The organism is Paraburkholderia sp. 22098 (assembly GCF_052045935.1).
Taxonomy (GTDB): Bacteria; Pseudomonadota; Gammaproteobacteria; order Burkholderiales; family Burkholderiaceae; genus Paraburkholderia; species Paraburkholderia caledonica.
Genome location: NZ_JBQEPV010000002.1, coordinates 459524 through 472400, shown reverse-complemented (window position 1 = coordinate 472400; position 12877 = coordinate 459524). Strand labels below are relative to the sequence as shown.

Here is a 12877-nt window from a genome sequence, read left to right as displayed (position 1 = left end):
CCGCCGGAGTAAGGCTGCGGGCCGGCCAGCGCGGGCGCTTCGCGCCGCCTGGCCGGACGCCGCAATGCCGCCGGCTTTACGGCGGCATCGCCCGGCGGCGCAATGCCGTTCGACGGAGCACAATGGCTGACAGGCGCAGATCGCGGCGGCTGACTCCCGGTAGCGTGCGTGCGGCCGTCCGCGAGACCCGGCAGCGCGCGGCAAGCCTCTCTGCGAGGCTCGCCGCGTTGCAGGCTTGGGGGCTCACACAAGCCCCGCGGGCACGGCCCTTGCGGAAACAGGCAGTCTTTGACCTCAGGCATCCATGAACACCAATCCGTTCGCGCTGCGCCCTAACCGCCGTCGACGTCTACCCGAAAAAGGACCCGCGCACTGGTTCTCGTTCGTCGGCGCCGGGGCGCTGATCGCGGTCGGCTATATCGATCCTGGCAATTGGGCCACGGCGCTCGGCGCGGGCGCCGGCTATGGCTATCAGTTGCTGGGCATGGTCGTGCTCGCGAGCATGATGGCAATGCTGCTGCAATGGCTGTCGTCGCGCCTGGGCGTCGTAACCGGGCGCGACCTCGCGCAGGTTTGCCGCGAACATTCGGGGCGGCGGCGCACGATCTTTCTGTGGCTGACGAGCGAGGTCGCGATCATCGCCTGCGACGTCGCCGAGGTCGTTGGCAGCGCCGTCGCGCTGCAATTGCTACTGGGAGTGTCGCTGACTGTCGGCGTGCTGATGTCGGCTGTCTGCACATTCGCGCTGCTCGCGCTTCAGCAGAAAGGCGGCCGCAAGCTGGAAGCGGTGATTGCGGCGCTGATCGGTTTCGTCGGTTTGTGCTTCGTGATCGAACTGGCGCTCGCGCGGCCCGACTGGCATGCGGCGCTGGCGGGCACGGCGCCGAGCATCGAGCTACTGCGCAACGCGGGGATGGTGTGGCTCGCGGCGGGCATCGTCGGCGCCACGGTGATGCCGCACAACCTCTATTTGCACTCGTCGCTCGTCAAGCATCACGCGCCCGACAGCAGCGACGCGCAGATCAAGGCCGCGTTGCATGTGGTCAATATCGACACCATCGGCTCGCTCCTCTTTGCCTTCGTGATCAATGCGGCGCTGCTGATCGTCGCGGCGGCCGTGTTTCATGCGAGCGGCCATCGCGACGTCACCGATCTCGCGGACGCTCACCGCCTGATTGCGCCGCTGCTGGGCACGCACTGGGCCGGGATTCTGTTCGCGTCGGCGCTGCTGGCGTGCGGCCTGAGCGCGACCGTGACCGGCACGCTGGCGGGCCAGGCGGTCATGGAGGGCTTCCTGCAACTGCGCCTCCCGCGCTGGAAACGCGCGCTGCTCACGCGCGCGCTGGCCATCGGGCCGGCGCTCGTGGCCGTGACGATGTACGGTCAGGAAGGCTCCAACCAGCTGCTGGTCGCAAGCCAGGTCGTGCTGAGCCTGCAATTGCCGCTGGCGGTCGTACCGTTGATCCGTTACGCATCGGATGCACGTCTAATGCGCGGCTGGCGAGTGCACGGCGTAGCGCTGGTGCTGGCGTGGATGTCGGCCACCTTCATCATCATGCTCAACGGAGCGCTGCTCTGGCAGGTCGCGTTCGGCAATTGAGGGCGCCTCGGCGTTAGACCCGCTTGTAATGCAACTTCGCCGACGGTTGCAGTCAACTTGTAAATAATCTTTTAGTATTTCAACCTGTGCGGCGCCGCCGATTGCCGAGGCGCCGCGCCGTGCTGCTGTGAATCACGGTGGCTGCCTGCGATTCCCGTAGCCGCCCGGCAGCCATTCTTTTGCCACCTCCTCGCCTCTCGCATCGACGCGGCGGCGAAAGCAGGCGCCGCGCTTGATCTCATTCGAGACGCGCCGCGCCGTTTCGCTCGCAGCCTCGCTCCTGGACGACAGCCCATGCACCTTGTTGCTTCATTCGACCGTTTTGCTCGCCGCATCTTCGTGACGATTCGCCGCGCTCATCTCTTGCCACGCCGCAACAGACTCACACTGGCTTTCGCCGTCTTCGCATTGTCAGGCGCGTTGCCGGGCGAGGCTGCCGCCACGGTCGCGATGCTGCAACCGGCGCGCATCGCGGCGGCCCGTGAGCCGTTGCAGCTCACGCTGCTCTATTCCGCCGACGACGGCCACCCGTTAACCGTCACCGTGCCGCAAACCTTGCGCGTGAATCTGACCGGCGGCGAACAAGCGCCGCAGCCGCTCGAACTCGCGCGGGAAGCGGGCGTGCCCGACACGCTGCGTCTGCGGCCGGGGCAGTTTCGTAAAGTGCGTTTTTCAGCGCCGTGGCCGGAATCGGCGCGCGGCGAGATGCGTATCGATCCGGTCGGCTTCGATGCATCGCCGGCGCTCGTCGTGATCAATCGCGGTCCGCAGCAGGAGGCGATTGCGCAGGCCGAGCGCACCGAGACCCAGGCGAGCACGCCCGCGCAGGCTGCGGCGACGGCGGCGGCGCTCGACGGCCCCACGGGCGACGCCATCTCGCCGCCCGGCGACTCTCTGTCGACCACCGGACGCGGCGTGTTCGCGCACGTCTCCTACTACGAGCCGATGTACTTCGCCGTCGGCCACAACGGCGACACCAACGCGCGGCTGCAACTGAGCTTCAAGTATCGATTGCGCATTCCCGACGACCTGCGCTCGAAGGCGTTCATCGACAATCTGTACTTCGCGTACACGCAGACGTCGATATGGGATCTGTCCGCCGAATCCCGGCCGTTCCGCGACACCACCTACTCGCCGCAACTGTTCTACTACGTGCCGGACACAGGCTGGCGCAGTCCGCTCTTTACGCGGATGGGCTTCGCCGCAGGCGTCGCGCATGAATCGAACGGCAAGGGTGGAGCCGATTCGCGCAGCATCAACATGCCGTTCATCCGCCCGACGTGGGAATTCGGCGATCTGACGGCCAACCATCTGACGGTGTCGCCGAAAATCTACTATTACTTCGGCAAGGAAAGTAACCCCGACATCGCGGACTATCGGGGCTATGTCGATCTGCTCGTCAAATACGGCAGCCCCGACGGCTGGCAGCTTGCGACCACGCTGCGCAAAGGCACCAAGCACTGGTACGGCAGCGTGGATACGCAATTCACCTATCCGCTCGCAAAGTTGCTGAACAGCGCGTGGGGCGGCTATTTGTGGATTGGCTACTTCAATGGCTACGGCGAAGACCTGCTCGACTACAACAACCGTCAGCACTGGATGGCGCGCATCGGTTACAGCATTGCGCGGTAACACTGTGGATCAGGCAGCGGCGCGCTTGGGCCGCTGTGCTTGTCGATACGCTTGTCGACGTGCAACTGACTGCACTTTTCGATGCACTGCCCGGCTCGGCGGGTCTCATGCTTCGTATCGGTTAACATAGCGGAACTCCGCTTCCCTGCTGCAAGGTTTCCGATGGCTTCCAATCTCCACGCTCTTCCCGACAGCCCGTGCATCGGCGTGTGTTCCACGCTGTTCGACGACATCTGCAAAGGTTGCGGCCGCACCGCCGGCGAAGTGTCGAACTGGGTTTTTCTCAGCGACGAAGAAAAGCGGGCCGTGTGGGTACGCATCGAGCAGGAAGGCACAGCCATGCGCTTTCAGAACGACAAGCTTTGAAACTTCACCGGAATAGTCATGCCGAATGTTCCGGCAAAGCTTGCTCGATGCCAGCACGATGCGACTGGAAGCGCCCAGAAGCGACTAGAAGCGCATACCCACACCTAGCCCCACCACCACCGGATCAATGCTCACGCGGCCAAGCGGCTGACCGTTGAGCGACGCGTCCGTGTGCATCCAGATTTTCTTGATGTCCGCGTTCACGAAGAACGACTTCGTCACCTGGACGTCGACGCCCGCCTGCAACGCCGGACCGAAACTGTGATTGCTGATCGACACCGGCTGCGCGCCGACGTGCAGACCGTTGTTGTAGAACAGCGTGTAGTTCAGACCCGCGCCGACATACGGACGCACGCGCCCTGCGTGATTGAAGTGATATTGCAGCAGCAATGTCGGCGGCAATACGTTTACGCCGCCCAGACCGCCGACGCTCGACGTGAGCTGATGACGCGACGTGCCGAGAATCAATTCGACGCCGAGATAGTCGCGAATCATGTAGGTCAGATCCAGTTCAGGCACGGTTGCGTTGTTGACGCCGACGTTCAGCGCCGACAGCGTGCCGGTCGTGTCCACGTTCGGCACGATGCTGATCGCGCGTAGTCGCACGAGCACATCGCCGGCGTGAATGCCGCTCAGTGTGTCGTCGCCGGCAGCATGTGCCCGGGGCGCTACCGCGGCCGCGCATAGCAGGCTCGATGCAATGGCGGCGGTCCTGATCCTGTTGAGCGAGAGTTTCATCTACTTCCCCGATTGTTGGTCATGTGCGGGGATTGTCGAAGCTCTAGCCGCGCGGCAAGTTGACTCCCGTCAACCGGGCGAGAAAGCACAGCGCCCTGCGACAGCCGGTCGCGTCACGCCGGTCAGCAGCAGTTCGAGCAGATCGTGCACGCTGCGAATCGCCGGGCCGAACGGCAGCGCTTCTTTACCGCGGAAAAAGAGACCATTCGCTACGTCGCCACGCAAGGCCGCCGCGAGCCGCGTGTCGATGCAGAAATGGCCGAACTTCTCCACGCCGTCGCGCCAGCCACACACGCTCAGACACTCCAGCGCCGTCGGGCACGCGTGTTTGAGCGCGCCGACCTTGTCGCGAATCCTGCTTTCATGCCGCAAATAGCGCGTGAGCCACGGCGTTTTCACCGCGCGCGCGGGCAAGCCCGTCACGCTGACGAATTCAACGATATCTTCCGGCGCCGCATCGGCGAGCACGCGCTTGAAATTCGGATGCGCGTCGCCTTCCTCGGTCACGGCGAACGGCGTGCCGAGTTGCACACCGTTCGCACCCGCGTTGAGCAGCGCGCGCACGGCCTCATGGCTATTGATGCCGCCCGCGAGGATCAAAGGCACCTGCTTGCGATCGAGCCCGAGAGAGACGAATACGGCGTCGAGCTCCTGCAGAATCCGCATGAAGTCAAAGCGCTGATCGTTCATATCGGCGATGTTCGCGACGCCCAGATGACCACCCGCGTGCGCCGGATGTTCTATTACGACAGCGTCGGGCAAGCGGCCTTTCTTCATCCACCTTTTCAGCACGAGCGCAACGCCGCGGCTGTCCGACAGGATCGGAATCAGCGCGATATCGCAGCCTTGGGTCATCTCCGGCAGGTCGAGCGGCAGACCCGCGCCCATCACGATTGCGTCGGCGCCGCTTTCGCAAGCCACGCGCACGTAATCGGCCTGCGCGCTGACCGCCTTCATCACGTTGACGGCGATCATGCCGCGGCCTTCGCTAAGCTCCTTCGCCGCGTGGATTTCGCGTGCGAGCGCTGTGAGGTTGGCCTGTTCCAGCGTGGCGTGGTCGGCCGACCGGCTGCAACGCTCGACGAGGTCCGGATGGTGATGGCGCAGATCGATGCTGGCAATGGTGCCGAGCGCGCCCTCGCGTGCGACGCTGCCTGCGAGCCGGTGCGCTGAGATACCGACGCCCATGCCGCCCTGCACGATCGGCAGTAGCGAGCGGCCGCGGATAACTAGCGGTGAAAAGGAGTGAGACTGGAGCATGACTGATCCGACGGACGATTAGCGAATCGCCGATCATCGTCCGTCGGGCGCAGCCGGGGTTGCGTCAGGTCAAGCAGCGCGCGAATGACGTTCGCGCGCGCGCCGGGTGCTTGACGCCGGTCATCCGGATCAAACTTTGAATTGCATCGATTTGAGTTCGAGATATTCCTCGAGCCCGTAGACGCCGTTTTCGCGTCCAAAGCCCGATTGCTTGAAGCCGCCGAACGGCGCGGCCATATTCCATGCGCCGCCGTTGATGTCGATCTGGCCCGTGCGGATGCGGCGCGCAACACCTTGGGCCCGCTCGTCGCTGCCCGACCACACCGCGCCGCCCAGTCCATACGGCGAATCGTTGGCAATCCGAATCGCCTCTTCTTCGTCCTTGTAAGTCAGAATGGACAAGACCGGGCCGAAGATCTCCTCTTGCGCGATCGTCGCTTTGGGATGCACCCGGCCGAACACAGTAGGCTTGACGAAGAAGCCTTTCGACACGCCGTCGGGCAGCCCCGCGCCGCCGGTCACCAGTTCGGCGCCCTCCTCGATTCCTTTCGCGATGTATTGCTGCACACGCGCCTGCTGCGCCGCCGATGCCAATGGCCCGAGGCGCGTTTTCTCGTCGCGCGGATCGCCGGCTGCATATGTCTCGGCCACCTGTTTCGCGAGCGCTCGCGCTTCGTCGTAGCGAGCCTCGGGGACCAGCATGCGTGTGTGTGCGGAGCACGTTTGCCCCGAGTTCAGGAAGCACGCGCCGACGGTGCCTTTCACCGCGGCGGCGAAGTCGGCGTCGTCGAGAATCACCGAGGCCGACTTGCCGCCGAGTTCGAGCGCAACGCGCTTGATCGTCGCCGACGCCAGTTCCGACACACGCTTGCCCGCGCGCGTGGAACCGGTGAACGACACCATATCGACCGATGGATGACTCGCGAGAATCTCGCCGACGACCGGTCCGTAACCGCTGACCAGATTGAACACGCCGGCAGGCAGCCCGGCTTCGTGAATCGCCTCGGCGAGCACAAAGGCATTCAAAGGCGCGATTTCCGAAGGCTTGAGCACGACCGTGCAACCGGCGGCGAGCGCCGCCGCCACCTTCAGCGTGATCTGATTGAGCGGGTAATTCCAAGGCGTGATGGCGGCGACCACGCCGACCGGTTCGCGCACGACAAGCGAATTGCCGACGCGCGTCTCGAATTCGAACTCGCCGGCGAGCTTCGCATACGCGTTCCAGTTGTACACGGGGCTGCCCACCTGAATGGCACGCGAGAGCTTCAGCGGCATGCCTACTTCGCCCGCGATCAGCGCAGCCAGTTCATCGGTGCGCGCTTTCAGGTTTTCGGCAATGCGCCGTAAATACTCGCCGCGCTGCGCAGCGGGCGTCGCGGCCCAGCCGTCGAAGGCCACGCGGGCGGCGGCAATCGCGCTTTCGGCATCGGCTTCGACGCCCTCGGGGATGCGCCCCATGACTTCCTCGGTGCCCGAATCCACCACGTCGATCGTGCCGGTGCCACAGGGCGCAATCCATTTTCCGTCGATATAAAGTTTGTCGTAGGTCTTCATGATGGTCGGCCTCTGTCTGCGGACATTAATGGTCCTATTGTAATCAGCGTCGCGACGAACGCGCCGCCGCCCTGGTCTGGAATCCGGGTAGCCAATAGCGCCGCGCTCGCTTACTATCCGGCTTCAAAAGAAAGCGCCCGCCCCGTGGCGTTAGACGTCGAGACCAACATGAACCCCACACGACATCCGAAACTTTCGCTGATCGCAGCGCTGATTGCTATCGCCGTGACGGCAGGCACCGCGCGCGCGGCGGAATCCGCGCCGGACGCGGCATCTGAAGCCGAACTGGACCTCACGAAAGAGGCCGCGCATCCAGTGGCCGATCTTCCCGCCGGCCTTGGCAACTTCTGCTTCTTTGCACGGCTGCCGCCGGCGAGTCAGAAGTACAAGGTCATCAAGAATGTGAAGATCGGCAAGGGCACCTACGGCGGCGTCGCGGACATCCTTCCGAAAATGGCGGAGTATGCGCGACTGCGCGGAGCCGATGCGATCGTCGAGTACAGCGGTTCGCAGCGCTTCGGCTTCTGGCCGTGGCGGATGGTCCGCCCCGTAGTGCGCGGCGTCGCCGTGCAATGGACGGAACCGAGGCAGGCGGATTGCGAATCGATAGGTGGCACGAAACTAAGCACAATCCTGTCATCGGGCCAGCCGCCGGCCAAATGAAAAACGGCGGTCCGACATGCACAGGCATGCCGGACCGCCGTTCTTGGAAGCCATGTTTCCGACGGGCACACCCGGCGGTCAATGGCTTCGCCAACCCTGCTTGTCAGATGCTTACTGCACGCCTTGGCTCGCCAGGAAGTCTTCGTAATTCCCGCCGAAGTCGTTCAGCGTGCCGTCGGTCTTCACTTCGATGATCCGGTTGGCCAGGCCGCTCACGAACTCGCGGTCGTGCGACACGACGCCCATTCATGTTCAAAATCAACCACTTGGAGAACGTGAATGGCCTCAATCAGTGTGCGTGGGACAAAATGGCAGGTAAAGATTCGTCGCAAGGGACAGCCGCAACTGTCCGCAACGTTCGCGACGGAGCAGGAAGCGCTCAGATGGGCGGCGGAACATGAGAAAGCTGACACTGGGCCGACAGTCGGTGACCTGTTCAAGAAGTACATCGCGCAGGTAGCGCCGCATCGTAGATCGGGAGAATGGGAACGGCGGGTCCTGCAACGGATCCTCAAGCGAGAGAAAGCCTTATGTGCAGTCCCGGTGACTGGGTTCGGTAAGCCGCATCTTGCAGAGTGGCGCGACCGCCGAGTGACAGAAGTGCTCGGCAGCACAGTCGGGCGTGAACTCGATGCAATCTCCTCAGTGTGCAAGGTAGCCATCGATGAATGGGACATGGGCTTGACCGCAAACCCGGTACGCGGCCTTCGTAGACCAAAGTTGCCCCTGCCGCGTGACATGCGGCTACTGGCGGGAGACGACGAGAGGTTGATCGAGAAGGCCATCGACTTCAACCGCGAAATCGCTCCGGCCATCATCCTCGCCATCGAGACGGCCATGCGTCAGGGCGAGATCGCGAAGCTTCGGTGGGAGAACATTGACATGGAAGCGCGCACCGCTCTCTTACCAATGACGAAGAACGGGACGGCACGCAAGGTGCCACTCTCCACCCGTGCCGTCGAGGCTTTGACGTGGTGCCCGCCTCCGCATACGGGCCGTGTGTTCAAGCTAACGCAGTCAGCCATGAAGTACGCGTTCAGCCGCGTGCGAGAGCAATGCGGCCTTGGCAATTTGCACTTTCACGATCTGCGCCACGAGGCGGCGAGCCGTCTGTTCGAAAAGGGACTGAATGTCATAGAAGTGGCAACGATCACCGGGCACAAAAACCTTAAGCATTTACGGCGCTACACCCACCTGCGCGCCGAAGACCTAGCCAAGAAACTTGACTGACGTCTCTACTGTCATCGCCGGGACGTAACCGCCTTTGAGCATGCGCGGCCGGCTAAAGGCGGTTACATTCCGGCGATGAAGCCGTCTTGCTCACCGAGTGACGTGCCGCCAGAGCGCCCTATCAGGAGCACGCCGTTATCGTCGCCATTGAAACGGCCATGCGGCAGTCGGAGATGCTGGCGCTTACGTGGGATCGACTTTGAGAAGCGCGCAGGACGGCTGGTGGACACGAAAAAAGAATGGGGATCAAAACCCGGACTATCGCAACTCCATAAAGGAGTCGATTTCAGCGGTTGAGTCAATGGCGAAGATCATCAGCGGGAAAGACAAGGCCGAACTTGGCGAGGCGTTAGGCGCGCTGGAGAAGACGGGCAAGTTGCACGGCGCACTACGTAAGGGCTATACGGCTCTGTATGGCTACACGAGTGACGCGAACGGCATTCGTCACGCGCTGATGGACGAGCAAAACCTCACTTCCGACGAAGCGAAGTACTTCCTGATTGCCTGTACTGGGTTCGTGAACTACCTTAAAACCTTGCTCTGAAGTTCCAACATGCTCAAGTGGATAACTGATAACAGTCAATGGCTTTTCGACGGGATTGGCGGGGCACTTGCGGTCGCCCTCCTCGGCTGGCTTGCCAGTCGGGTTTTTAGGCGGCATGAATCTGCAACGCAGCGCCAGCGAGGCGGCGCGAATTCCGTAAACGTGCAAGCCGGACGGGACGCACACGTCGGGGACATAAATAGAAAGGACCGGTAGAGCGATGCTGAATAAAGAACAAAGCCAGCAAGGCGGCGATAACGCCGTAAATGCTCAGGCGGGGCGAGATGTCATCGTGCAACAGGGCATCACGTACGCCGATGCACGTCAGATCGCTCTGGACGTGTATCGTGCCAACGCGCTTGAACTCCAAGGGATTGCGCAAGAGACCGCTCGAACAAGGGCAGAGCATTTGGTCGAGCGATTCCTGACCGAAATGCGAAAGGCACACGCCGAGGCGCTGCCCCCGGAAGTAGCTAACCCCGACTTTCAGCACTCCCTGTTCGAAGCGCAGAAGAGCTTCGCGCGATCTGGAGACGCTAACCAAGAAGAAACGCTTGTCAGTCTTCTGACGGAAAGGGCTGGCGAACCGAACAGAAGCCTTCGTCAAGTTGTGCTAAACGAAGCGATCATTGTTATGTCTCGGCTGACGGCCGAGCAGCTTTCCCTTCTAACGCTTATCTTCTTACTGAGACATTGTCGGGGGCAGTTTCCACACGAAGCAGCGCTCTGGGAGTATCTGCGACATGCTGTGTTGCCTTTGGCAGCTAGCATTCCCGATACGCAGGGTGTCTACACGTACCTGGCCTACACCGGAGCGGTCACTGTTGAGCTAGGCGAATTTCGCTTTAGTCAACTCTTACATAAAGTTTACCCAACTATGCTGGCGAGGGGCCTTGACTCCAACCATTTTGATGCGCTGCTTGCCCGCGAACCCGCAGCCGCGCAGTTTGTCGCTCCATGTCCAGCAGATTTGGCGCTTAAACATGTGACTGGCGGAGATGAGAATCTGCTACGAGAGGCAGCCAACGCGCGAGGATTGTCTGAACAAACAATCGTAGAGCTCGTAGGACTGCAAAGCCAAAATTTGATGCCCGAGGCGGAAATCGATGCCCGAGTTTCCGGGATGGGACCGAACGGTGCTCGACTGGTACGGCTTTGGAATTCGACACCCATGAGACAGGTCGTCGTGACTGCCGTAGGTATGGCCGTCGCGCACGCCAATGCCCGCCGACTTGGTCTAGTTCAAGCAGACTTGAGTGTGTGGGTCAACTAGTCCTACCGCCTGCGTTGCCGTTTGCGATCATCGCGCCCTCTTTTAGTTTATTCCGACAGCATGCGATTGGAACGGCAGGACGTGCTCAGTCAGCCATTGTCCCAGTGGGACAAATCCGTGGGACAATGGCGTCACATGAATGGGCGCTTTGGGACAGTTACTGCACGCCTTGGCTCGCCAGGAAGTCTTCGTAATTCCCGCCGAAGTCGTTCAGCGTGCCGTCGGTCTTCACTTCGATGATCCGGTTGGCCAGCCCGCTCACGAACTCGCGGTCGTGCGACACGAAAATCAGTGTGCCTTCGAACTTGTCGAGCGCGATTTGCAGCGACTCGATCGATTCCATGTCCATGTGGTTGGTCGGCTCGTCCATGAGCAGCACGTTATGGCGGCCCAGCATCAGCTTGCCCCAGATCATGCGACCCTTCTCGCCACCCGACAGCACCTTGACCGACTTGCGGATGTCGTCGGCATTGAACAGAAGACGGCCCAGCGTGCCGCGCACCATCTGCTCGTCGTCGCCTTCCTTGCGATAGGAGTCGATCCAGTCCATCAGGGTGACGTCGTTCGGAAACTCTTCGTACGTGTCCTGCGGCATGTAGCCGACGTTCGCGTTCTCGGCCCACTTCACCGTGCCGTGATCGAGTTGCAGATTGCCGAGCAGCGAGCGCAACAGCGTGGTCTTGCCTGCGCCGTTCTCGCCGATGATTGCGATCCGCTCACCAGGCTGCACGCTGATGCTGAAATTATTGAAGATGGTGCGCTCGTACTTCTTCGAGATGCTGTCCGCGACCACCGCGATGTTGTGCAGCTTCTTTTCGAACTCGAAGCGAATAAACGGATTCTGCCGCGACGACGGCTTGAATTCCTCGATCTTGATCTTGTCGATCATCTTCAGACGGCTGGTTGCCTGGCGCGCCTTCGACTTGTTCGCGGAGAAGCGGCGCACGAAGTCCTGCAGGTCGGCGACACGCTCCTTCGCCTTGGCATTCGCGTTCTGCTGACGCTCGCGCGCCTGCGTGCTGGCCAGCATGTAGTCGTCGTAATTGCCCGGATAGACCTTCAGCGTGCCGAAGTCCATGTCGGCCATGTGCGTGCAGACCTGGTTCAGGAAGTGTCGATCGTGCGAGATGATGATCATCGTCGAGTTGTACTGGTTGAGCACGTCTTCCAGCCAGCGGATCGAGTTGATGTCCAGGTTGTTGGTCGGCTCGTCGAGCAGCAGCACGTCCGGCTTCGAGAACAGCGCCTGCGCGAGCAGCACGCGCAGCTTCCAGCCAGGCGCGACGTTGCTCATGGGGCCGTTGTGGTCTTCAATCGCGATGCCGATGCCTAGCAGCAGTTCGCCCGCGCGCGCCTCGGCGGTATAGCCGTCGTATTCGGCGAACTTCGCTTCCAGTTCGGCGGCGTGCATGTAGTCGTCGTCGGTCGCGTCGGGGTTCGCGTAGATCGCGTCGCGCTCGGTCATGGCGGCCCACATTTCTGCGTGGCCCATCATCACGACGTCGAGCACGCGCACGTCTTCATACGCGAACTGGTCCTGGCGCAATTTACCGAGGCGCACGTTCGGCTCGAGCATCACGTTGCCCGAGCTCGGCTCCAGATCGCCACCCAGGATTTTCATGAAGGTGGACTTGCCGCAGCCGTTTGCACCGATCAGGCCATAGCGGTTCCCTCCCCCGAATTTGACCGAGATGTTCTCGAACAGGGGCTTTGGCCCGAATTGCATGGTGATGTTGGCAGTAGACAGCACGGCGCGTCCCTTTGAATGTGATATCGGCGAAAAACCCGATATTTTAGCAGGTTATCGCGAATCCAGCCCACGCGCGATGCGTGGCCGGCCGGTGACGGCGCGCGGCGTCTGCAAAATGTCGATGAACGCCGAAACCGGCTTGCGTCGGCCTGTCGGCGCACGGTTCAACACGTTCAGCGGGCACCAGGTGCGCAGCAAATAGCGACCATCGGCCCTTCCGGCCTCGTTGAGCGGGCACGCGCCGTGCAACATCGGATCGTCACGCGA

13 protein-coding genes are annotated in these 12877 nt (G+C 62.0%); 8 read left to right on the top strand and 5 right to left on the bottom strand.

What is annotated here, in order from left to right; all coding sequences use genetic code 11:
• The first annotated feature begins 304 nt into the window (after positions 1-304).
• From ACTJLB_RS05485 to ACTJLB_RS05475, 3 genes are all read left to right on the top strand, one after another.
• Entirely contained in the window at positions 305-1600 is a 1296-nt protein-coding gene (locus tag ACTJLB_RS05485) for an Nramp family divalent metal transporter (RefSeq protein WP_020070191.1), read from the top strand.
• A gap of 294 nt (positions 1601-1894) precedes the next feature.
• A complete protein-coding gene (locus ACTJLB_RS05480; protein WP_440782698.1) occupies positions 1895-3232 on the top strand; it encodes a phospholipase A in 1338 nt (445 codons plus the stop codon).
• Positions 3233-3394: 162 nt separating this feature from the next.
• Complete coding sequence (locus ACTJLB_RS05475) at positions 3395-3598, top strand: DUF1289 domain-containing protein (RefSeq protein ID WP_020070188.1); 204 nt, start codon at positions 3395-3397, stop codon at positions 3596-3598.
• A gap of 84 nt (positions 3599-3682) precedes the next feature.
• Here ACTJLB_RS05475 and ACTJLB_RS05470 read toward each other — a convergent pair whose 3' ends face one another.
• From ACTJLB_RS05470 to ACTJLB_RS05460, 3 genes are all read right to left on the bottom strand, one after another.
• Positions 3683-4336, bottom strand: coding sequence for an OmpW/AlkL family protein (locus tag ACTJLB_RS05470; protein ID WP_440782697.1), 654 nt, complete (start codon positions 4334-4336; stop codon positions 3683-3685).
• A 69-nt stretch (positions 4337-4405) separates the two neighbouring features.
• Positions 4406-5596 carry an NAD(P)H-dependent flavin oxidoreductase gene (locus tag ACTJLB_RS05465; RefSeq protein ID WP_440782696.1) on the bottom strand — a complete coding sequence of 397 codons (1191 nt, stop codon included), beginning with the start codon at positions 5594-5596 and terminating at the stop codon, positions 4406-4408.
• Positions 5597-5725: 129 nt separating this feature from the next.
• Entirely contained in the window at positions 5726-7150 is a 1425-nt protein-coding gene (locus ACTJLB_RS05460) for an aldehyde dehydrogenase family protein (RefSeq protein WP_440782695.1), read from the bottom strand.
• 168 nt (positions 7151-7318) lie between these two features.
• On the opposite strand from ACTJLB_RS05460, the gene ACTJLB_RS05455 reads away from it, so the two are divergent.
• A complete protein-coding gene (locus tag ACTJLB_RS05455; protein ID WP_440782694.1) occupies positions 7319-7813 on the top strand; it encodes a hypothetical protein in 495 nt (164 codons plus the stop codon).
• A gap of 111 nt (positions 7814-7924) precedes the next feature.
• Here the strand turns inward: ACTJLB_RS05455 and ACTJLB_RS05450 are convergent, their stop codons facing one another.
• Positions 7925-8059, bottom strand: a complete 135-nt coding sequence (locus tag ACTJLB_RS05450; protein WP_025598622.1) for an ABC transporter ATPase — start codon at positions 8057-8059, stop codon at positions 7925-7927.
• A 33-nt stretch (positions 8060-8092) separates the two neighbouring features.
• On the opposite strand from ACTJLB_RS05450, the gene ACTJLB_RS05445 reads away from it, so the two are divergent.
• The 3 genes from ACTJLB_RS05445 (at position 8093) to ACTJLB_RS05435 (ending at position 10860) form a co-directional block, all read left to right on the top strand.
• Positions 8093-9043 carry a site-specific integrase gene (locus ACTJLB_RS05445; RefSeq protein WP_440782693.1) on the top strand — a complete coding sequence of 317 codons (951 nt, stop codon included), beginning with the start codon at positions 8093-8095 and terminating at the stop codon, positions 9041-9043.
• Between the two features lie 301 nt (positions 9044-9344).
• On the top strand, positions 9345-9587 hold the full coding sequence (locus ACTJLB_RS05440) for a hypothetical protein (protein ID WP_440782692.1): 243 nt from the start codon (positions 9345-9347) through the stop codon (positions 9585-9587).
• Positions 9588-9807: 220 nt separating this feature from the next.
• Entirely contained in the window at positions 9808-10860 is a 1053-nt protein-coding gene (locus ACTJLB_RS05435) for an LPO_1073/Vpar_1526 family protein (protein WP_440782691.1), read from the top strand.
• A gap of 157 nt (positions 10861-11017) precedes the next feature.
• On the opposite strand, the gene ACTJLB_RS05430 is transcribed toward ACTJLB_RS05435, so the two are convergent.
• Positions 11018-12610 carry an ABC-F family ATPase gene (locus ACTJLB_RS05430; RefSeq protein ID WP_027804968.1) on the bottom strand — a complete coding sequence of 531 codons (1593 nt, stop codon included), beginning with the start codon at positions 12608-12610 and terminating at the stop codon, positions 11018-11020.
• Here ACTJLB_RS05430 and ACTJLB_RS05425 point away from each other — a divergent pair.
• A complete protein-coding gene (locus ACTJLB_RS05425; RefSeq protein WP_440782690.1) occupies positions 12585-12812 on the top strand; it encodes a hypothetical protein in 228 nt (75 codons plus the stop codon). The two genes, ACTJLB_RS05430 and ACTJLB_RS05425, sit on opposite strands and share 26 nt — an antisense overlap.
• Positions 12813-12877 lie beyond the last annotated feature (65 nt).